19 protein-coding genes are annotated in these 21276 nt (G+C 64.4%); 10 read left to right on the top strand and 9 right to left on the bottom strand.

The window, feature by feature from the left end; all coding sequences use genetic code 11:
* Nucleotides 1-5: 5 nt before the first annotated feature.
* The 3 genes from V2I30_RS09985 to V2I30_RS09975 all read left to right on the top strand — a co-directional run bounded on the left by V2I30_RS09985 (nt 6) and on the right by V2I30_RS09975 (nt 1887).
* Nucleotides 6-581 carry a cob(I)yrinic acid a,c-diamide adenosyltransferase gene (locus V2I30_RS09985; protein WP_330662012.1) on the top strand — a complete coding sequence of 192 codons (576 nt, stop codon included), beginning with the start codon at nt 6-8 and terminating at the stop codon, nt 579-581.
* 62 nt (nt 582-643) lie between these two features.
* The gene (locus V2I30_RS09980) at nt 644-1513 is read left to right on the top strand and encodes a 3-hydroxyacyl-CoA dehydrogenase family protein (protein ID WP_330662011.1); all 870 of its coding nucleotides are present in this window, start codon (nt 644-646) and stop codon (nt 1511-1513) included.
* Between the two features lie 53 nt (nt 1514-1566).
* Nucleotides 1567-1887 (top strand): hypothetical protein, encoded by a 321-nt coding sequence (locus tag V2I30_RS09975; protein ID WP_330662010.1) that lies wholly within the window; start codon nt 1567-1569, stop codon nt 1885-1887.
* A gap of 37 nt (nt 1888-1924) precedes the next feature.
* On the opposite strand, the gene mutS is transcribed toward V2I30_RS09975, so the two are convergent.
* Entirely contained in the window at nt 1925-4558 is a 2634-nt protein-coding gene (gene mutS / locus V2I30_RS09970; protein WP_330662355.1) for a DNA mismatch repair protein MutS, read from the bottom strand.
* A 207-nt stretch (nt 4559-4765) separates the two neighbouring features.
* Between mutS and V2I30_RS09965 the strand changes: the two genes are divergently transcribed.
* Nucleotides 4766-7045 (top strand): NADP-dependent malic enzyme, encoded by a 2280-nt coding sequence (locus V2I30_RS09965; protein ID WP_442896923.1) that lies wholly within the window; start codon nt 4766-4768, stop codon nt 7043-7045.
* Between the two features lie 3 nt (nt 7046-7048).
* Here V2I30_RS09965 and V2I30_RS09960 read toward each other — a convergent pair whose 3' ends face one another.
* From V2I30_RS09960 to trmB, 3 genes are all read right to left on the bottom strand, one after another.
* The gene (locus V2I30_RS09960) at nt 7049-7849 is read right to left on the bottom strand and encodes a DUF3592 domain-containing protein (RefSeq protein WP_330662009.1); all 801 of its coding nucleotides are present in this window, start codon (nt 7847-7849) and stop codon (nt 7049-7051) included.
* A 159-nt stretch (nt 7850-8008) separates the two neighbouring features.
* A complete protein-coding gene (locus tag V2I30_RS09955; protein ID WP_330662008.1) occupies nt 8009-8509 on the bottom strand; it encodes a ferritin-like domain-containing protein in 501 nt (166 codons plus the stop codon).
* A gap of 218 nt (nt 8510-8727) precedes the next feature.
* Nucleotides 8728-9432, bottom strand: a complete 705-nt coding sequence (gene trmB / locus V2I30_RS09950; RefSeq protein WP_330662007.1) for a tRNA (guanine(46)-N(7))-methyltransferase TrmB — start codon at nt 9430-9432, stop codon at nt 8728-8730.
* A gap of 126 nt (nt 9433-9558) precedes the next feature.
* Between trmB and V2I30_RS09945 the strand changes: the two genes are divergently transcribed.
* Entirely contained in the window at nt 9559-10791 is a 1233-nt protein-coding gene (locus V2I30_RS09945) for a mechanosensitive ion channel family protein (RefSeq protein WP_330662006.1), read from the top strand.
* 45 nt (nt 10792-10836) lie between these two features.
* On the opposite strand, the gene ctrA is transcribed toward V2I30_RS09945, so the two are convergent.
* Both ctrA and V2I30_RS09935 read right to left on the bottom strand, forming a co-directional pair.
* Nucleotides 10837-11532, bottom strand: a complete 696-nt coding sequence (gene ctrA, locus V2I30_RS09940; protein WP_330662005.1) for a response regulator transcription factor CtrA — start codon at nt 11530-11532, stop codon at nt 10837-10839.
* Between the two features lie 219 nt (nt 11533-11751).
* Nucleotides 11752-12291: a DUF2306 domain-containing protein gene (locus V2I30_RS09935; RefSeq protein WP_330662003.1), complete on the bottom strand. Its 540-nt coding sequence runs from the start codon at nt 12289-12291 to the stop codon at nt 11752-11754.
* A gap of 137 nt (nt 12292-12428) precedes the next feature.
* Between V2I30_RS09935 and V2I30_RS09930 the strand changes: the two genes are divergently transcribed.
* Nucleotides 12429-13232 carry a LytTR family DNA-binding domain-containing protein gene (locus V2I30_RS09930; RefSeq protein WP_330662002.1) on the top strand — a complete coding sequence of 268 codons (804 nt, stop codon included), beginning with the start codon at nt 12429-12431 and terminating at the stop codon, nt 13230-13232.
* Here the strand turns inward: V2I30_RS09930 and rpoN are convergent.
* Together rpoN and lptB are read right to left on the bottom strand one after the other, a co-directional pair.
* Complete coding sequence (gene rpoN / locus V2I30_RS09925; RefSeq protein ID WP_330662001.1) at nt 13219-14778, bottom strand: RNA polymerase factor sigma-54; 1560 nt, start codon at nt 14776-14778, stop codon at nt 13219-13221. The genes V2I30_RS09930 and rpoN overlap by 14 nt on opposite strands.
* Before the next feature lie 8 nt (nt 14779-14786).
* On the bottom strand, nt 14787-15545 hold the full coding sequence (lptB, locus tag V2I30_RS09920) for an LPS export ABC transporter ATP-binding protein (protein ID WP_330662353.1): 759 nt from the start codon (nt 15543-15545) through the stop codon (nt 14787-14789).
* Between the two features lie 380 nt (nt 15546-15925).
* On the opposite strand from lptB, the gene V2I30_RS09915 reads away from it, so the two are divergent.
* The 3 genes from V2I30_RS09915 to V2I30_RS09905 all read left to right on the top strand — a co-directional run bounded on the left by V2I30_RS09915 (nt 15926) and on the right by V2I30_RS09905 (nt 18928).
* The gene (locus V2I30_RS09915) at nt 15926-16333 is read left to right on the top strand and encodes a hypothetical protein (protein ID WP_330662000.1); all 408 of its coding nucleotides are present in this window, start codon (nt 15926-15928) and stop codon (nt 16331-16333) included.
* A gap of 58 nt (nt 16334-16391) precedes the next feature.
* Nucleotides 16392-17810: a mechanosensitive ion channel family protein gene (locus tag V2I30_RS09910; protein ID WP_330661999.1), complete on the top strand. Its 1419-nt coding sequence runs from the start codon at nt 16392-16394 to the stop codon at nt 17808-17810.
* Nucleotides 17811-17887: 77 nt separating this feature from the next.
* Nucleotides 17888-18928: a L,D-transpeptidase family protein gene (locus V2I30_RS09905; RefSeq protein ID WP_330661998.1), complete on the top strand. Its 1041-nt coding sequence runs from the start codon at nt 17888-17890 to the stop codon at nt 18926-18928.
* Nucleotides 18929-19001: 73 nt separating this feature from the next.
* Here the strand turns inward: V2I30_RS09905 and ppa are convergent, their stop codons facing one another.
* The gene (gene ppa / locus V2I30_RS09900) at nt 19002-19532 is read right to left on the bottom strand and encodes an inorganic diphosphatase (RefSeq protein ID WP_330661997.1); all 531 of its coding nucleotides are present in this window, start codon (nt 19530-19532) and stop codon (nt 19002-19004) included.
* 294 nt (nt 19533-19826) lie between these two features.
* On the opposite strand from ppa, the gene hisS reads away from it, so the two are divergent.
* Nucleotides 19827-21059 (top strand): histidine--tRNA ligase, encoded by a 1233-nt coding sequence (gene hisS, locus V2I30_RS09895; RefSeq protein ID WP_330661996.1) that lies wholly within the window; start codon nt 19827-19829, stop codon nt 21057-21059.
* The last annotated feature ends 217 nt before the right edge of the window (nt 21060-21276 follow it).

Below are 21276 nucleotides of genomic sequence, written 5' to 3'. Positions count from 1 at the left end.
CGCCCGTGGTCAAGCTCAACAAGATCTATACCCGCACCGGCGACGATGGCACGACCGGATTGGTCGATGGCAGCCGCGATGCCAAGCATTCGGCGCGGATCGAGGCGATCGGCGCGGTCGACGAGGCGAACAGCGCGGTCGGCTTCGCAGCCTGCGCAATCGAGGACGAGGGCCATTCCGGCCTCCTTTTTCGCATCCAGAACGACCTGTTCGATCTCGGCGCCGATTTAGCGACCCCGGCACCGGACGGACACTTCGCTCCTTCGGAAATGGTTCTGCGCATGGTTCCCGCGCAATCCGAGCGGCTGGAGCGGGAGATCGACCGCCTGAACGAGACGCTCGAGCCGCTTTCCAGCTTCGTGCTCCCCGGCGGCAGCGAAGGGGCGGCGCGGCTGCACCTCGCACGTGCGGCGACCCGCCGGGCGGAGCGGGCGATGACCCGGGCGGCGCAGGATCACGCGGTGAACCCCGCGGCCCTTACCTACATCAACCGGCTTTCCGACCTGCTCTTCGTGCTGGCGCGCACCGCGAACGACAATGGCCGCGGCGACGTCAAGTGGATACCGGGCGCGAACCGCTAGCCAGCCGCATTCTTCCCCGCTAGGACGCGCTTTTTGCTGCACCTGCGAAGGATACATTGCACATGCGAACGATCGCCGTAATCGGAGCCGGCCAGATGGGCACCGGCATCGCCCAGACCGTCGCGCAGCACGGAATGAACGTGCTGCTCTCCGATGTCGATCTGGCCACGGCAGAGGGCGGCAAGGCCAAGGTCGGTGCGGCGATCGCGAAGCTGGTCGGCCGCGGCAAGATCGAAGCGGATGCGGCAGACGGCCTGCTCGCCCGGATCACCCCGGTCGGCGATTACGACACAATGGCCGAAGCCGATCTCATCATCGAGGCCGCGACCGAGCGCGAGCAAATCAAGAACGCGATCTTCGAAGCTGCGGGCAAGGTGCTCGGCCCGGATGCGATCATGGCGTCCAATACCAGCTCGATCCCGATCACCCGCATGGCCAATCATTCGCCCGATCCAGCGCGGTTCATCGGCCTGCATTTCTTCAATCCCGTGCCCGTCATGGGCCTGATCGAGGTCATTCCGGGCCTCGCCACGTCCGAGGAGACGACCGCGCGGGTCACCGATTTCGCGCGTGGGCTCGGCAAGGAAGTGGTGCTGAGCCAGGACGAACCCGGTTTCGTCGTCAATCGCATTCTCCTACCGATGATCAACGAGGCGGTCTTCGTGCTCGGCCAATCGACCGCGGGGATCGAGGATATCGACAAGGGGTGCCGCCTCGGCCTCAATCACCCGATGGGGCCGCTGCAACTCGCCGATTTCGTCGGACTCGACACCTGCCTCGACATCATCAAGGTGCTCTACAAGACCACCAGAGACAGCAAATATCGCCCCGCGCCGCTGCTGGTGAAATATGTCGAAGCTGGCTGGCTCGGGCGCAAGACCGGGCGCGGTTTCTACGATTATAGCGGTGAGGCGCCCGTTCCGACGCGGTGAAATTCGGAACAGCAGGGGGCCGTCCTTCGTTCAGACAGCGAAGGAGAATTAAGATGACCACCCCGATCCAGGAAATGTCCAAGCTCACCGGCGAACGTCGTCAGGCCGACATGGCTCCCGAACTTCACAACGACGAACAGAAGGACCGCATGTCGCAGGCGCAGTTCGTCGCGGCGCAGGCCAAGGATCATGAACACAAGGCCGCCGGCAGCACTGAGAGCCTCGAAGTCGACGCGTCCGGCAACAAGGTCGCGCCGGGAAACAAGAATGATCTGATCGACGAAATGCGCGACATGGAAGACACCGGCAAGATCGACAACGGCGCCTATGCCGGCGAACCCAATCACGACGACAACACCAAAAAGTACAAGTAAATCCCGTGGGATTGGGGTGGCGGATTGCCGGCGCAGGTCACGCCCTCTTTGGGGTCGCCTCCGCCTGTCCTGTCAGCTGCCGCTTGAGCTCGTAAAGAAGGTCCAGCGCCTCGCGCGCGCTGAGTGCGTCGAGATCCAGACCTTGGAGACGTTCTGCGACCTGCGTTTCGGGTGTCGCCGCCGGCGCCGGCATATCCTGCGCAGCTGCGAATAGCGGCAGGTCGCCGAGCCCCGCGGCAAGTCCTCCGGTCTCACTGCGGGCCGCCTCCAGCTTGTCCAGAACCTGCCGCGCGCGTTCGACGACGGGCGGCGGCACCCCGGCGAGCTTGGCGACGGCGAGGCCATATGATCGGTCCGCGGGCCCCTCGGCCAGTTCGTGAAGCAGGACCAGATCGCCCTTCCACTCGCGCGCCCGGACGTGGTGCAGCGAGAGGTTTTCGCAAGCATCCGCCATGCGCGCGAGTTCGTGATAATGCGTTGCAAACAGGCAGCGGCTGCGATTGTGCGAATGCACCGCCTCGACGACCGCCCAAGCGAGCGCCAGCCCGTCATAGGTCGAGGTGCCGCGTCCGACCTCGTCGAGGATGACGAAGCTGCGCGCGGTCGCCTGCGAGAGGATGGCGGCGGTTTCGACCATTTCCACCATGAAGGTCGAGCGTCCGCGCGCCAGATTGTCCGAGGCCCCGACGCGGCTGAACAGCTTGTCGACGATGCCGATCCGGGCGGTGCGCGCGGGCACATATTGCCCCGCCTGCGCCATCAGCACGATCAGCGCGTTCTGGCGCAGGAAGGTCGACTTGCCGCCCATATTCGGCCCGCCGATCAGCCACAGCCGATCGTCGGGTCCAAGCGTGCAATCATTGGCGACGAAGCGCTCGCCGGTCTTGCGCAGCGCCGCCTCTACGATCGGATGGCGCCCACCCTCGATCGCCAGCTCGCACGCCTCGCTGATTTGCGGGCGGCACCATTCGCCTTCGCTCGCGCGTTCGGCATTGCCCGCACCGACATCGAGCCGCGCCAGTGCCGCCGCGCAGGCCGCAACCCGCTTGCGCGCTTCGGTGACTTCGCCGACCAGATCTTCGAAATGCGCTTCCTCGGCGGCAAGCGCGCGTCCGCCGGCCTCGGCGATGCGCGAGGCTTCTTCGTGCAGTCCCAGCGAGTTGAACCGCACCGCGCCCTTCATCGTCTGGCGGTGAGTGAAGCCGCTATCGGCTTCCATCAATGCGTCCGCATGGCGGCTGGGTACTTCGATGAAATAGCCGAGCACGCCGTTATGCTTGATCTTGAGCGAGGCGATCCCGGTCTCGTCGCGGTAACGCGCTTCCATCGCCGCGATCGCGCGGCGGGCATTCCCGGAAGTTTTGCGCAATTCGTCGAGGCTGGCATCGTAGCCCTCGGCGATAAAGCCGCCATTTGCGCGCTCGGTCGGCGGGGTCTCGACAAGCGCGCGGGTCAGCAGGTCGATCAGAGCCTCGTGCCCGATCATGTCGGGCAGCAGCCGATCGAGCAGGGGCGGGCGGTCGCGTTCTTGCGCGATCCATTGCTGGAGCCCGGCCGCCTGCGCCAGGCCGCCGCGCACCTGCCCGAGATCGCGCGGGCTGCCCCGCCCGGCGACGATCCGTCCCAGCGCGCGGCCGATATCGGGGAGCGAGCGCAGCGCCTCGCGCAGCCGCGCCCGCTCGATCGGACGATCGTGCCAAAACCCGACCAGCGCCAGCCGCGCCTCGATTTCCTCGCGCGCTAGCAGCGGCGCTGACAGGTCCTCTGCCAGCAGCCGCGATCCCGCTCCCGTCGCACAGCGATCGAGCGCGCCGACCAGGCTGCCGCTGCGCCCGGCGCCATTCGCCGCTTCGACGATTTCGAGGCTCGCACGCGTCGCCTCGTCCATCGCCATGCTGCCTTCGCCCGCGCGCAGGACCGGTGGCAGCAGCAGCGGCAGCGAGCCGCGACCGACGTGATCGAGATAGGAGACAAGCCCGCCCGCCGCCGCCAGCATCGCGCGCGAAAATTCGCCGAAGCCGTCCAGCGTCGCGGTGCCATGCACCCGGCACAGCGCCTCGCGCCCCGCATCGCTGGCAAAGCCGCCGCGCACATGGTGGATCGCGCCTTCCGGAACGTGGGACCAGCCTTCGGGTACCACCACTTCCGTCGCGCCCAGCCGCGCCAGCGCCGCCCCGAGCGCGTCCGCATCGCATTCCTCGAGCACCATCGCACCCGTTGAGATATCGCAGCTTGCGAGCCCGATGGTCCCGCGCACCTCGGCCAACGCCACCAGCAGGTTCGCCCGCCGCGGTTCGAGCAGCGCCTCTTCGGTCAGCGTGCCGGCGGTGACGAAGCGGACGATGTCGCGGGCCACCAGCGCCTTGGACGAGGGTCGACCTTCGCGCTTGGCCCGTGCCTTCGCCTCCTCGGGCGTTTCGGTCTGTTCGGCGATCGCGACCCGTTCGCCCGCCTTGATCAGGCGCGCGAGATAGCTTTCCGCGGAATGGACGGGCACGCCGCACATCGCCACCGGTTCGCCCTCGTGCTCGCCCCGGCTGGTCAGCGCGATGTCGAGGATCGCGGCGGCGCGCTTCGCGTCTTCGAAGAACAGCTCGAAGAAATCGCCCATCCGGTAGAACAGGAGCGAACCCGCCGCCTCCCGCTTGAGCGCGAGATATTGCGCCATCATCGGTGTCGGTTTGTCGGATGATGCGGCGGCCATGCACCCGGCCTAACGCGGGCCCGAGCGATTCGGGAGGGGCCGGCTGCAACTTATCCAACGCGCGCACCACACGCGCTGCCCAGGCCGCGGCTTGCACCCCCTATCATATCGACAAAACGCTCGCTAAGCGTGGCGCTGTGGGCGAACAGGTCGCCGGATACGACATCGGGGGGAATGATGGCAGACGACGATACGCCGAACCAGTCGGGCGCGGGCTTCACCAGCCGCGAGGCGCTGTTCTATCACGAGACGATCCGGCCGGGTAAGCTGGAGGTCGTCGCGACCAAGCCGATGACCTCGCAGCGCGACCTCAGCCTCGCCTATTCGCCGGGCGTCGCCGTGCCGGTCGAAGCGATCGCCGAAGACCCCTCGCTCGCCGCGCGTTATACCGCCAAGGCGAACCTCGTCGCGGTGATCTCCAACGGCACCGCCATCCTCGGGCTCGGCAATCTGGGCGCGCTCGCCTCCAAGCCGGTGATGGAAGGCAAGGCGGTGCTGTTCAAGCGCTTCGCCGATGTCGATTCGATCGATATCGAGCTCGCCACCGAAGATCCGGAGAAGTTCATCGAGGCGGTCGCGCTGATGGAGCCGACCTTCGGCGGGATCAACCTTGAAGACATCAAGGCGCCGGAATGCTTCATCATCGAGGCGGCCCTGCGCGAACGCATGAACATTCCGATCATGCACGACGACCAGCACGGCACCGCGATCATTACCGCGGCCGGGCTATTGAACGCCTGTTACCTCACCGATCGCAAGATCGAGGACGTCAAGATCGTGGTCAACGGCGCGGGCGCGGCGGCGATCGCCTGCACCGAGCTCGTCAAGGCGATGGGTGTGCGCCACGACAACGTCATAATGTGCGACCGCTCCGGGCCGATCACACCGGGCCGCGACAATGTCGACCAGTGGAAAAGCGCCCATGCGGTCGCCACCGACGCGACCAGCCTCGAGGAAGCGCTCGTTGGCGCCGACATCTTCCTCGGCCTGTCGGCGGCGGGCGCGCTCAAGCCCGAATGGGTCGAGAAGATGGCGGACAAGCCGATCATCTTCGCCATGGCCAATCCGGTGCCCGAAATCATGCCGGACGAGGTGAAGAAGGTGCGCCCCGACGCGATCATCGCCACCGGTCGCAGCGATTTCCCCAATCAGGTCAACAACGTGCTCGGCTTCCCGTTCATCTTCCGCGGCGCGCTCGACGTGCAGGCGACCACGATCAACGAGGAGATGAAAGTCGCCGCCGCCACCGCGATCGCCGAACTCGCGCGCGAACGCGTGCCCGAGGAAGTGGCGAGCGCATACGGCAAGAACCAGAAATTCGGCACCGACTACATCATCCCGGCCCCCTTCGATCCGCGGCTGATCGAAGTTGTGTCCTCGGCGGTCGCCAAGGCGGCGATGGATTCAGGCGTGGCGCAATCCCGGATCGAGGATTTCGAAGCCTATCAGTACCAGCTGAAGTCGCGTTTGAACCCCACCACCTCGGTGCTGACCGGGGTTTACAACGAGGCGAAGGCCAATCCCAAGCGCGTGGTTTTCGCCGAGGCGGAGGAGGAAGTGGTGCTGCGCGCCGCAATCCAGTTCCGCGATTTCGGCTACGGCACGCCGATCCTGGTCGGGCGCACCAAGGCGGTGATGGACAAGCTGCACCAGCTTTCCGTATCCGATCCCGGCAGCTTCGAGATCCAGAACTCCGCCGACAGCGAGCACGTGCCCGCGATGGTCGACTTCCTCTACAAGCGGCTCCAGCGCCGCGGCTATACCGAGCGCGACGTGCGCCGCATGGTCAATCAGGAGCGCAACGTCTTCGCCGCGCTGCTGGTGGCGCTCGGCCATGGCGACGGCGTGATTTCGGGGCTGACGCGGACCTTCGCGCAGACTGCGAAGGAGATCAATCGCGTGCTCGATCCGAAGGAAGGCGCGCTGCCTTTCGGCATTCACATGATGATCGGCAAGAACCACACGACCTTCCTCGCCGACACCACCATCAACGAGCGCCCCGATGCAAAGCAGCTCGCGCATATCGCGCGCGAAACCGCCGCAGTCGCCCGGCGCATGGGTCACGAGCCGCGCGTCGCCTTCCTGTCCTATTCGACCTTCGGAAATCCGTCGGGCCAATGGCTCGGCAATATTCGCGAGGCCGTTTCGATCCTCGACCGGGAGGGCGCGGATTTCGAGTATGAGGGCGAAATGGCGCCCGACGCCGCGCTCAATCCGAACGTGATGAAGCTCTACCCGTTCAGCCGGCTGTCCGCCGCGGCAAACGTGCTCATCATGCCCGGCCTGCAATCGGCCAACCTTTCGGCCAAGATGCTGCGCGAACTGGGCGCCAACACTACGATCGGTCCGATGCTGATCGGCATGGAAAAGCCGGTCCAGATCGTACCCATGACGGCGATTGCGCCCGACGTGCTGACGCTAGCGGTGCTGTCGAGCGCCGGAGTGGTGGGGTAGCGGTCAGGCGGATCGCCCGAAGCTGCGCGTGCGCCGTCCGAAGGATCGGCCTGCGAGATTTGGCGCCGTCACCGCTGGAGGGGTTTGATCGTTCCGGACATGGCGGGCCGACGATCGCGATGCGTTGGCCGCGTCGACGAAATACGCCTTTGCGCCGCCGCGCGATAGATATACCGGGACGCCATTGCCGATATCGACTCCTACGGGTCGATCCCACAAGCGATCGCTTGTGTAGTCGCGAAGCTCGCCCGTTTCGGGATGGGTCGCTTCCGCGACGATCCGCCACGAAGACCGACCATTGATGCGAACGCTCTCGTCCTTGAAGACATCGACGACCGTGCCTTCCACCCTCAGTCCGCTCTGCTTGAGGCGCGCGGTGGTGCGCGCCGATGACAGGCTGGACCCGGCTGCGCCGCCGCCGATGAGCAGGAACAGGCCGCCGAACGCCATGAAGATCACAGGCAGGAGATAGCGCTGCGAAAAACTGTCGATCCGCGCATCGTGCGGTGCGGCGGGATCGTAGAGCACCGCGATATTCTCACCTACCGAGAAGGCGGGGGAACTGCTGCTGGTCTTGCTCGCAAATTTGTGGCGGCGGCCATTCGCATCGGTGAATTCGGCGATTGGGCGGAACATCGTCTTGTGATCGCTGTCGCGGTAGCGATCCATCTCGATGATCGTCCCCTCGGCCGCAACGCTGCGTGCTTCGAAAGATCGCTCGCCAAGCCAGATCCATCCGCCGATCCCGGCGAAAAGCATCCCGAACACGGCGAAGATGACACCGGTCTTGCCGAGTTTCGACATACTTCGTCCTCCCTGCTGCCCGGTTACAGGCTTCCCCTTAAGATGCGCTTAGCTGGGGGCGGTGATTAGCGAGAAAGGATGACGAACGAAAAGGGGCCCGGCGTTGTGCCGGACCCCCTTTTATCGCGCTAGTCGCGCGGATCGGATGTCAGTGGTCGATTAAGCGGAGACCGCTTCCTTGTTGACTTCGCCGGTGGCGATCTCGGTCATCCGACGATCACCATCATAGGAGTTGTCGAGACAGGTCTGGAGCGTGCGCGCGTCGCTATCGAGATTGAGGCGCTTGGCAAACGCGAGCGCGGTACCATAGCCGGCGAGTCCGTAATGGGTCATGCGCTGATACTGCGTAATGATCGAGGCATCGAGCACGTCCTTATCCGCAATGTCGGCATCGATGGCATGGGCCTTGGCTTCCTTCACGAGTCCTTCCATGCCCTTGCAGTGCTCGCCATTGGGATTGGCGTTGTGGCCCTGGATCAGGCCCTTGACCTGTTCCATGCCCTGCGAGATGCCCTTCACGCCGTCTTCGAGCGCGGACTTCAGCTGGCTGGAGGTCGCCTTCTCATGGAGCTTCTTCGTCGCGTCGAGCGATTGCTTGTCGGCGCTGTAGAGATCCTGAAGCTGGTCGATATAGAGGTCTTTAAGGGTACGAATGGTCATAAGGGAGGTCCTTCGTTTGATTTGCTATATGTAAGATCAATGGCGAAGGAGGCTTTTCGTTCCGGGAAAATCCCCGGTTTTCCGCTGGATACGGTTGCCCGTGAACGGGTTGCGACGAGCCGTGAATGCGCGCCTGGGAACGTGTTCCGGGCAACGCGATCCGTCCACCCTTCCACATTATTCGGTTGGTAGAATGGCTCGGCCTTCTGTTCGATCTATTACCCGCGGCGGCGAAACCGGAAATACCAGACCTCATGGCCGAACTGTTCGCGCGCCTTTTGCTCGTAGCGCGTCTCGCACCAGCCTCCGGGGCGATTCTGCCAGCTGGGCGGCCCCTCGACGACCCATTCGAAGACGCCCGTAAAGCGCTGCATCACCATCAGCGCGTGGCGCACATAGACCGGATGATCGGTGCCGAACCGGAACTCGCCGCCCGGCTTCATCTTGTCGGCGATCAACTGCACCGGTCCATCGTTCATCATCCGCCGCTTCGCATGGCGCGCCTTTGGCCAGGGGTCGGGGTGGAGCAAATAGACCATCGTCAGCGCACCGTCGGGAATGCGCTGCAGCACTTCGATCGCATCGCCGTGATGCAGCCGCACATTGGCGAGCCGCTGCTCCTCGATATGGCTGAGCGCCTGCGCGACGCCGTTGAGGAAAGGTTCGGCGCCAATAAGGCCGTGATTGGGCAAAAGATCGGCGCGGTAGGCGAGATGTTCGCCGCCGCCGAAGCCGATCTCGAAATGTAAGGGGCAATCCTCACCGAACAGCGCCTGCGCGGTGACTGGTCCGTCCTCAGGCACCGCGATCTGCGGCAGCAGGCGATCGACCAGCTCCTGCTGACGCGCGCGCAGCGGCTTGCCGACGCTGCGGCCATAAAGCCGCGAGAGGGTGGTGGGATCGCCTTCCTTGTAAGCGCTCATGGGCGCGCTCGGTAGTCGCGCGGGGCGGGCGCTGTCCAGCCCTGCCGGCCTGCCTTGGCCGATAGGCGGCCGATCGACGGGCGGCAGCGGTTGTGACCTCTGGCCGCTTCGCTATATCGCGCCGCGATGGAAAACCTCACCCGCCTTTTCGCCGAGCAACCCGACTGGGCCCAGGCCCTGATCGGCATCGCCGCGCTGCTGCTGACCGCGTTCGCGCTCAATTTTCTGCTGAAGCGGGTGATCCTGCGCTTCGCCGAGCCCTATCTCGACCGTCGGACCAAAACGATTGACAAGGCCGTCGCCTGGCTCGCCACCGCCGCGCCATTGCTCGTCATCGCGCGCGGCATCGCGCTGGTTCCGCATCTGCCCGACTGGGCCTATTCTCTTACGCGCAACGTCGCGCAGGCGCTGATCGTGGTTTCGGTCGCGATGGCGATCGTCAAGGGCCTGTCATACGCGAACGAGCTCTACGAACGTCTGCCGCGCTCGCGCAATCGGCCGATCAAGGGCTTCGTTCAGGTGCTCAAGATCATCGTGCTGTGCGGCGCGGCGATCATCCTGATCTCGGTCCTGATCGACCAGTCGCCGCTCCTGCTCCTCTCGGGGCTGGGCGCGATCACGGCGGTGCTGCTGCTGGTGTTCAAGGACACCATCCTCAGCTTGGTGGCGAGCGTCCAGCTGACCACCAACGACATGCTGCGCGTCGGCGACTGGATCACCATGCCCTCGATGGCGGCCGACGGGGACGTCGTCGATATCTCGCTCCACACCATCAAGGTGCAGAATTTCGACAAGACGATCACCACCATCCCGACTCATCGACTGGTGTCGGACGCCTACCAGAACTGGCGCGGGATGAGCGAGGCGGGCGGACGGCGGATCAAGCGCAGCCTTCATATCGATCAGAACACGATCCGGTTTCTCGACGAGGACGAAGTCGGCGAGCTCGAGCAATTCAACATGCTGAAGGATTACCTCGCCGACAAGCGCGCCGAAATCGCCGCATGGAACGCGAAGGAGCTGAAAGGGGACGATGCGCCCGTCAATGCCCGGCGGCTGACCAATATCGGCACGCTGCGCGCTTACATCCTCGCCTATCTCAAATGGCATCCGCGCATCGGCGAGAACTTCACGCTGCTCGTACGCCAGCTACAGCCCGGCCCGACCGGCCTGCCGATCGAAATCTATTGCTTCACCGATACGACCGCGTGGTCCGAATATGAAAGCATCCAGGCCGATATTTTCGATCACCTGATCGCGATCCTGCCGGAATTCGGCCTCGGCCTGTTTCAGGAACCGACGGGGCGGGATTTCGCGCGCGGGCTGAAGCACGAACAAGAAGAGGCGCCCGCGGCGTAGGACCGCGGGGCGCCTCGTCCCCCGAAAATCCATGAAGGGCGCGCGTCAGGCCGCTTCGGCTTCGTCCTGCGGATCACGCAGCACGTAGCCGCGGCCCCAGACCGTCTCGATATAGTTCTCACCGCCGCAAGCATGGCTCAATTTCTTGCGCAGCTTGCAGATGAAGACGTCGATGATCTTGAGCTCGGGCTCGTCCATGCCGCCGTAAAGGTGGTTCAGGAACATTTCCTTGGTCAGCGTGGTGCCCTTGCGAAGCGAGAGCAGCTCGAGCATCGCATATTCCTTGCCCGTCAGGTGAACGCGCGCGCCGTCGACCTCGACTGTCTTGGCATCGAGGTTCACCGCAAGCTTGCCGGTGCGGATGATCGACTGGCTGTGTCCCTTCGACCGGCGCACCACGGCGTGGATGCGGGCGACCAGCTCTTCGCGGTGGAAGGGCTTCGTTACATAATCGTCGGCGCCGAAGCCGAAACTGCGGATCTTGGAATCCATCTCGGCAATGCCCGAGAGGATTAGCACTGGCGTCTGCACCTTGGCGACGCGCAGCTTCTTCAACACGTCATAGCCGTGCATGTCGGGCAGGTTCAGATCGAGCAGGATGATATCGTAATCATACAGCTTGCCGAGATCGAGACCTTCCTCCCCCAGATCGGTCGAATAGACGTTGAAGCCCTCGGTGGTGAGCATGAGCTCGATCGCCTTGGCGGTCGTCGGCTCGTCTTCGATCAACAGCACTCGCATTGTTTGCCCCCTTAGCGCCCCATTGGCGGACATGAATTGCTCGCGAATAACCCCTCGATAAGAGGTGTTGCTCTCTATTAACCACGCAAGGTCTGAACGGGAAAGGTTAATGCGTCGTAAATGGATGAGCGAAGAATTGCCTGAGACTTCGATGCCACATGTCTCGCTACATGCGGTTTCCATCCGGTGCGGACAGCTCTTGCGGGCGTGCGGGTCCAGCTAGAGAAACAACATCGTGCCGAACAGCCTGCCGGGGATCAGCGTCGTCGCCCCTGCAATCACAAGGCCGGCATAGAGGCCCTTCATCACGCCGCGATGCGCGTCGATCTTGCCTTTGCGCGCAAGCCATACGCCGAGCGGCGCGTTGACGAGCGTCCAGATCGTGAAGATATGAATGAAGCTGTAGCCCGTGCCCATGAAGCCGGCGCCGGGCGAATGGATGAAGGCGGACGCGATCGCCGTTGCCAGCATCAGGGCGACCCATATGCGGCCCAGCCAGCGATGGACGGTGTCCCCCTTGCGCCGCAACAGGACCACCGGGCCTAGAATCAATGCGGGGATGGCGGTCGCAAGATGGAGGATAATCGCGGTGCTTAAGCCGCGCGCATCGCTCGAACGGGCGGCATCCGATCCGAACCCGCCAAACGAGGATGAAAGCGCGGTCATGATGAGGGTGAGGAGTACGGTGATCGCAATGGTCACCGCCATATTCGTGGATCGCGGGGCAGGCGCCGCTTGGGTTTCGCTGGTTGTGTTCACGCTTGTCTCTCCAACGGGCAAGGGCATAGAAAGCCGGTGATGAGCAAGGTGACGAGCCGCCGATCGACCGGGAAGCAAGGATACGCAGGCGGTCGCTGCGATGCGCCGCAGGTCCGCCCGCTGCGCGAATGGTCCGCATGAACCTGGGCAGGACCGACCGGCTGCTCGCGGAGCTTGGCGTGGTGGCGACGATCGCTTGTCTCGCCGCTCTGCTTGGCCTCGTTCCGGGATATGAGGCCCCGCTGGGAACGCGGCTCGCAGTCGCGCTGATCGGTTTCGTCGCAGCGTGGGGCGTTGTGCGGATCCTGGCGATCGTCGGCGCATCGGTCGCTAGGCTTCTCGGGTTGCATCCGGCGTGGGGGTATGCCCTCACGATCCCCATCGCCTCGGCGCTTATCGCCTGGGGTGTGCTATGGCTGTCGGGCGGGAGCCGGGCGGCATTCGGCGCTGCATTCTCTCAGGTCTGGCCACGCACGAGCCTGATCGCGCTGGGCTTCTTCGCCCTGTTCTTCGCCCTCTATTGGCGCGCCGCAGCGAAAGGTGATCCCGAGGCAGGTGAGGTGGCATCGTCGCCGGACACGGCAAGCCCTCGCAACACGGCGCGCGGCGTGATCGACAGCCCGCTTCACACCCGCTTACCCTGCGGCTTTCCCCCGATCCTCGCGCTCACCGTCGAAGACCATTACGTCCATGTCATCGGTGAGGGGCGCAAGGAAATGCTGCTGCTGCCGCTGGCCGAGGCCGTCCAGCTGCTCCCCGAACATGCGGGTCGTCAGGTGCACCGTAGCTGGTGGGTGGCCGAAGATGCCGTAACGGGCCACCGCCGCAAGGGCCGCGATCTCTGGCTTAAGCTGTGCTGCGGCATCGAAGCGCCGGTCAGCCGCGCGATGGTGGCCGATCTGCGCGAAGCGGGCTGGCTCAAGCCGCCTACTGGCCGATAGAGGCCAGCTTCTTGGCGCGGCGTCGCTGCGCGCTGGAGCCGATGCCGATGGCTTCGCGATATTTGGCGACCGTGCGGCGGGCTAGTTCGAAGCCTTCTTCGTTCAGCATGTCGGCGAGCTTCTGGTCAGACAGCACCTTCTTGGGGTCTTCCGCGTCGGTCAGCGCCTTGATCCTGGCCTTGATCGCTTCCGATGAGGCGCCTTCGCCGTCGCTGCCCTCTCCCGTGCGGGCGACGCCGCTGGTGAAGAAGTATTTCAGCTCGAAACAGCCGCGATCGCAGTGAAGGTACTTGTTGCTGGTGACCCGGCTGACTGTGCTTTCATGCATGTCGATCTCTTCGGCGACTTCGCGCAAGGTCAGCGGGCGCAGCTCGGCGACGCCGCGGCGGAAGAAGCCGTCCTGCCGCTTCACGATCTCCGCCGCCGTCTTCAGGATCGTGCGCTGTCGCTGATCGAGGGCCCGGATCAGCCAGTGCGCATCGGCGAGCTTTTCCTTCAGCCAGCCGCGCGTCTCCTCGTCGGGGCTGCCCGCGGAGAGCTCGACATAGTAGTCGCGGTTGACCACGAGGCGGGGCAGCGTCGCCTCGTTCAGCCTGATGTCCCAGCCCCCATCGTCCTTCGCATGCAAAAGGATGTCGGGAATTACCGCCATATCGGAGGAGGTGGCGAAGGCGAGGCCGGGCTTGGGATCGAGGCTGCGCAATTCGCGCAGCATGTCGCCGAAATCCTCGTCATCGACTTGGCACAGCCGCTTCAGCCGGGCGACCTCGCCGCGCGCGACCAGATCGAGATTGTCGATCAGCGCCGCCATGCACGGATCGAGCCGGTCGGCCTCGCGCGCCTGAAGACGCAGACATTCGGCGAGATTGCGCGCGCCCACGCCGGTGGGATCGCACATCTGCACGACTTCGAGCGCGTCCTCTATGCAATCCATGTCGACCCCGAGATCGCGGCCGATCTCCGCGAGGTCCGCCGTGAGATAGCCCGCCTCGTCGAGCAGACCGGCAAGGTGGCGCGCGACGAAGGCCTCGCGCGGATTGCAGGCGAGCGCGCCGATCTGCGCATCGAGATGTTCGGCGAGCGTCGTTTCGGAGGCGCGGGTGCTGGTGATGTCGGGCAGCGCATCCTCGCCGGCATAGCCTGAGCCGCCGAGGCCGCCGCCACTTCCTGCAGCGCCCCATTCGGCATCGCGCAGGCTCGCGCCCCATTCGACATCGCTGGCGCCCGTGTCGCGGTCGCGATCGAGCGCGCTAGCGTCGATGTCGAGCGGCGCTTCGCTCTCGCCCTGTCCCTGGGCCATCAGTCGATCGGAGGTGACTTCGTCGCGCGGGATATCGTCCGCCGCGCCCGCCCCATCATCGGGCCCGGTGTCGCCATCGCGCGAAACCGCGCCCGCCTCGAGCAGCGGATTGGCTTCGAGCGCGTCGCCGACGAAACTCTCGATCTCGAGATTGGAGGCCGCGAGCAGTTTGATCGCCTGCTGCAATTGCGGCGTCATCACCAGCGATTGCGTTTGCCTGAGATCGAGGCGGGGGGCGAGGGCCATCGGGCGACCTAGAGCGTAAAGCTCTCGCCGAGATAGAGCCGCTTGACGTTCTCGTCGGCGACCAGTGCCTGCGGGGTGCCGGCAAACAGGACCTGACCGCCATAGATGATGCAGGCGCGGTCGACGATGTCGAGCGTTTCGCGCACATTATGGTCGGTGATAAGCACGCCGATGCCGCGCCGCTTCAAATCCTTCACGAGGTCGCGAATGTCGCTGATCGAGAGCGGGTCGATCCCGGCGAAGGGTTCGTCGAGCAGCATGATCGAGGGTTTTGCGGCGAGCGCGCGAGCGATCTCGCAGCGGCGCCGTTCCCCGCCCGACAACGCCATCGCCGGGCTTTCGCGCAGCCGCGTCAGGCCGAATTCGCCCAGCAGCCTCTCGAGCTCATCCCTGCGCGTATCGGCATCGGGTTCGACCATTTCGAGCACGCAATTGATGTTCTGCTCGACCGTCATGCCGCGAAAGATGCTGGTCTCCTGCGGCAGGTAGCCCAGACCCAGGATCGCGCGGCGATACATCGGCAGGCGGGTGACGTCCTCGCCGTCCATCAGGATGCGGCCTGCATCGGGGCGCACGAGACCCATGATCGAATAGAAACAGGTCGTCTTGCCCGCCCCGTTGGGCCCGAGGAGGCCGAGCACCTCGCCCTTCGCCACTGTCAGCGAAATGTCGGTGAGGACCGCGCGCTTGTCGTAACTCTTGGCGATCGACACGACTTCGAGCCCGCCATCGGGCAGCGGGGCGTTCGCGTCCACCGGGGCGCTCATGACCGCATCGGCGGCACCATCGCCGGGAGCGCCGCGCGGCGACAGCCGGGCGCCTTCGTCGACATCGTCGGGAAGCAGGGACTCGCTCATGCCCTAGTCTCTACCACCCCGATTCGCGCTGGAAAGGGCAGGATGCGCCATTTTGGCAAGATTTTGCTCTGTGCGGCGATTATGCGCCTCAAATGCCTGCGCCACTTGGTACCGTCGTTGCCCACGAAAAACGCTCCAATCGGGCAAGATTGCGGCGGCCCGAGGCACGCGGCCTTTCGCCGACGGGCAAGAATGTTACCTTATGGTTACCGTGCTTGCATGAGCGGTCCGGGTTTGAGATAAGTCTTTGGCAAACAAGAACGAGAAGCGAAACGTTGGGGAGCGGATCGATGAACGAACTTTCGCACGGCCGCGGCGCGGCCGACCAAGCCGGGACCGGCCATACCGATGGGCGCGCGTATCCAAACGACGCGCGCGACTGGCGCAAGGCGATGAGCGATCATGTCGCCTATGCCTTGCTCGTATATACCGGTCTGCAAATCTTCATGACGGTCAAGGCGCTGGATCAGGGCCTGTCCTCGATCCTTCCCTATATCGCGCTGATCATCCTCGTCGCCGCAATCATCCCGGCCTGCCGCTGGTTCGAGAAACGCTGGACCACGATGTCGGACGAAGCGGCGCACGATCCCGCCTATAGGGGCGCATTCCGCCGCGACGTGGTCATGCTCTGGGGCTTGGCGATCGGACTGCCGATCGTGCTCACAGCCCTGTGCAAGGCGATTTTCGCAATCGCCTGATCCGCTGCCCGGCATCCGCGCCGGGGAACGCCTCGCCGGCTCGAACGCTGTCACCGCAATGGTGCTGATCCACGATCTTCGGCTCTTGCTCGCACATGGCTGGCGCGCGCTCCTGTGCGCCCTCGTGCTCGCCTGCGCCGCGCCGGCCTTCGCCGTCCTGCCCGAGGCCGCGCTCGGGGGCGAGGAACCTGCCGAGGCGGAGGCCGAAGGCGAGGTCGCCGCCGAAATCGCGCAGACCTCCGACGAAGGCGAAGACACTCGCATCCGTCAGCGCATCGAGGCGATCTATTCGGTCCTCCCCGCTTTCGAGAATGTCGAGGTCGAGGTCAGCGAAGGCGTCGTCTCGCTCGTCGGCACCCTGCCCGATGCCGAAGCGATCGACCGCGCGGAAGAGATCGCAGCCAATATCGCCGGCGTCGTCACCGTCGACAACGGCATCGAGCGCGATCTGTCGGTCGCTCAGAACCTCTCGATCCTCAGCGAGGCCACGGAGCTTGCGCAAAAGGCGCTGGCCGCGCTGCCGTTGCTTGCGGTCGCCGTGGCGGTCGCGCTGGCGATCGGTGCGCTCGGTTATTTCATCGCCGGCCTCGGCTTCATCTGGAACCGGATCGCGCCCAACGCCTTCCTCGCCGAACTCATCCGCGGGGCGATACGCCTGGTCTTCGTCGTCGTGGCGATCGTCGTCGCTCTCGACCTGCTGGGCGCGGGCGCGCTGCTGGGCGCGGTGCTCGGCGGTGCGGGCCTGATTGGCCTCGCGGTGGGCTTTGCCATGCGCGACACCGCGGAAAATTACGTCGCCTCGATCATGCTCAGCCTACGCCAGCCCTTCCGCCCCAACGACCACGTGCTGATCGACGACCTCGAGGGCCGCGTCATCCGCCTCACCAGCCGGGCGACCGTGCTGATGACACTGGAGGGGAACCATCTTCGCATTCCCAACGCGCAGGTCTTCAAGGCGGTGATCCTCAACTACACCCGCAATCCGCAGCGGCGCTTCGACTTCGAGCTCGGCGTCGATGCCGACGACGATCCGCGCGCGGCGATGAAGGTGGGAACCGATGCGCTCGCCGCCCTGAGCTTCGTGCTCGCCGATCCGGCTCCGGCCGCCCGCATCACGCAGGTGGGCGATTCGAACATCGTCATCTTTTTCATTGGCTGGATCGATCAGCGCGAGGCGGACTGGTTCAAGTCGCGCAGCCTCGCCATCGCCGCGGTCAAGGAAGCGCTCGAGGACGAAGGTTTCGCACTGCCAGAGCCGATTTATCGCCTGCGCTTCGACGGGCGCACCGATCCGCTGCCGATCGGCCGGACGGGCACGTTGTCGGAGGCGCAGCCGAAAAAATCCGCCAGCGCCGCCAGGACGGTCGCAGAGGATGTGCAGCCCGAAAGCGAGATCAGCGAACTGGTCGAGGCCGAACGCCGCGGCGATGGCGACCAGGCGAACGACCTGCTTGACGAAAGCCGGCCCGTGGAATGATCGACCCGGATCCATCGATACGATTTAAGTCGAGAACGCCCGGAACCCTTACCCTCCCCGCGCGGTTTAAACCTGCGATGGCAAAAGCAAAACACATCTTCACCGGGCTTTTCGCGCCGGCGCTGTTCGCAGCATGCCCCGCCGCCGCCCAATCGCAGTCGGGCAGCGATACCGCCGCTCAAGGCAACAGCGCGCAATCGCCGGACCAATCGGATGAAGGGGTGGAAGGCTTCGACTTGTCGCCGCCCGACCGAGTTCCCGATTCGATTTTCGACGATGCGCGCAGCGAAGAGGTGCTGACCGTCCAGGTCCTGCTCGATCGCAGCCGCCATTCCCCCGGCGTGATCGACGGCATTATGGGCGGCAATACCCGCCGCGCGATTCGGTATTATCGCGAGGCGAACGGGCTGCGCTCGTCGGAGGAAATCGATGCCGAACTGATGCGTTCGCTCATTTCCTCGCAAAGTGGCGACGTTTTCCGCAGCTACACGATTACGCAGGAAGACGTCGCCGGCCCGTTCTACGCCAAGGCTTCGGGCATGGAGGAAATGGCTGAGATGGAACGGGTCGGCTGGTACTCGCCGCTCGAAATGTTCGCGGACCGGTTCCATATGGATCAGGATTTTCTCGCCGCGCTCAATCCCGACGCTGATTTCTCCGCAGCGGGCACGGACATAATCATCGTCTCGCACGGCGATGAAGAGCTGTCGTCTTCGATCGCCCGGATCGAGATCCGCAAGGCGGAGAATAGCGTCGTCGCGCTCGGCGACGATGGTAAAGTGCTCGCCAGCTATCCCGCGACAATCGGCAGCGACCAGTTTCCCAGCCCCGCCGGCAGCATGGAAGTCGATGCCATCGCGCCGGAAGCCAATTATACCTTCAACCCGCAAGCCCAGGAATGGGGCCCGGACGAAACCCTCGTCATTCCTCCCGGTCCCAACAATCCTGTCGGCGGGATATGGATCGATCTGTCGAAGGAAGGTTACGGCATTCACGGTTCGCCCGACCCCCAGCTGATCGGCAAGACCGCCAGCCATGGCTGCGTGCGCCTGACAAATTGGGACGCGCACGAACTCGCAAATGCTCTCGACGCCGGAACGCCGGTGATTTTTCAGTAGCCGGCGATTTTCCAGTAGGTAGTGATCTTCGAGCAGGGTTCATTCGGTCGTCACCAGCCCGGCGACTGAACGGTCAGGTTACTTTCGCCCGCTCGATCGCCTCGTCCACGATCTTGCGCGCTTCGGCGGCATCGCCCCAATTGCCGACCCGCACCCACTTCTCCGCTTCCAGATCCTTGTAGTGGGTGAAGAAATGCTCGATCTGGTTGAGCACGATCGAGGGCAGATCCTGCCGCTCGCCGACATCCGCGTAATAGGGAAAGGTTGTGTCGACCGGCACGCAGACCAGCTTTTCATCGCCGCCATGTTCGTCTTCGAGATGGAGCACGCCGATTGGGCGCGCCTTGACGACGCAGCCGGCGATGAAGGGCGAGCGCGCAATCACCAGCGCATCAAGCGGGTCGCCATCGGGCGACAACGTGTGCGGGACGAAGCCGTAATTCGCCGGATAGCGCATTGGCGTGTGCAGGATGCGATCGACGAACAGCGCGCCCGAATCCTTGTCGAATTCGTATTTCACCGGTTCGCCGCCGGTCGGCACTTCGATGATGACGTTGAGGCTCTCGGGCGGATTGTCGCCGGTGGGGATCTTGTCGATGCGCATAATGGCGCGGGCCTTAATGCGATCGCTGCAAGTGCGAAAGGGGTTTTGCGCGTCGGGCGAAGTGCTTTGCTTCGCGCAGAGATCGCAGAGGAGCGGAGAACGCAGAGAGGAATCGGTCGCGGCGCAGCCGCGCTTAACACTCAACCTCAGAAATAGTGGGGAATTTTTGGTAGAATGCCTGCGGCGCAATGTAGCTTTAACGCTCTGCGGCCTCTGCTCCTCTGCGATCTCCGCGCGAAACCAATCCGGCGCCGCAATTGCGCGAAACCTCTCGACCGCCTAACTGCGCGGGCCATGAGCAAGACCCCCAAGGCCATCCGCGGCACGCAGGACGTTTTCGGCGCCGAGGCCGAAGCCTTCGCCTTCGTCGTCGAAACCTTCGAGCGCGTGCGCCGGCTTTACCGCTTTCGCCGCGTCGAAATGCCCGTCTTCGAGGCGACCGAAGTGTTCAGCCGCGCGATCGGCGAAACCACCGATGTCGTGTCGAAAGAGATGTATTCCTTCGAGGATCGCGGCGGCAGTTCGCTGACCCTGCGCCCCGAATTCACCGCGGGGATCGCGCGCGCCTACCTCACCAATGGCTGGCAGCAGCACGCGCCGCTGAAGCTGGCAACGCACGGGCCGCTCTTCCGCTACGAACGTCCGCAAAAGGGGCGCTATCGCCAGTTTCACCAGATCGATGCGGAGATCATCGGCGCGGGCGAGCCGCAGGCGGATGTGGAGCTGCTCGCGATGGCCGATCAGCTTTTGACCGAGCTGGGCATCGAAGGCGTCACGCTGCATCTCAACACGTTGGGCGATGCTGCCAGCCGGGAGGCGTGGCGGGCCGGGCTGATCGACTATTTCGGCAAGGTGCGCGGCGAGCTGTCCGAGGATTCGCAGGAGCGGCTGGAGAAAAACCCGCTGCGCATTCTCGATAGCAAGGACCCGCGCGACCGCGCCTTCGCCGACGATGCGCCGAAAATCGACGACTTTCTCACCCACGAGGCGATGCGCTTTTTCGAGGACGTCACCGCCGGCCTCGATGCCGCGGGTGTGGCATGGAAACGCGCGGAAAACCTGGTGCGCGGCCTCGACTATTATCGCCACACCGCCTTCGAGTTCATCCCCGAGGAAGGCTCGGCGGCGGCGGACGCACTGGGCGCGCAGAGCACGGTGCTTGGTGGCGGTCGCTATGACGGCCTGATGGAAAGCCTCGGCGGACCTGCCACCCCCGCCGTTGGCTGGGCCGCGGGGATCGAGCGGCTGGCGATGCTTGTGGGGGCGCGGGGCGAGGATGCCGCTGATGTGATTATCGTCGTCGAGGATCGCGACGAGACTGCGTTGGCGCGGGCAACCAGCGCGTTGAAGTCGGCACGGCTTTCCGGTCTTAGCGCGGAAATGATCGCGGAAGGATCACCCCGTAAACGATATGACAAGGCAGTGAAGCGCTCACCCAAGGCGATCGTGAGTTTTAGGGAGAACGGACACGGCATTTCGGGAGACGATCAGACAAATCCCGATTTGGAGCGCATTCTGGGCCTTTAGCCGTCCGTCACCCCGGACTTGATCCGGGGTCCAGCTGCCTTTTGGCGGTAGCGTTGAAGAGAAGCTGGATTCCCGCCTTCGCGGGAATGACGGTGCGGTGAATCTTTCCTACGCCGCCAATTCGGCGCTATCGCATTCGCATGAACCGCCCGCTCGAAACCGCAGAAAATTCCCTCCATGGACCGTGTTCCATGTGTTCCATCGTTCAGACTACAGG

The organism is Erythrobacter sp. (assembly GCF_036351135.1).
Lineage (GTDB): Bacteria > Pseudomonadota > Alphaproteobacteria > Sphingomonadales > Sphingomonadaceae > Erythrobacter.
This window is presented reverse-complemented; position numbering and strand designations above follow the sequence as displayed.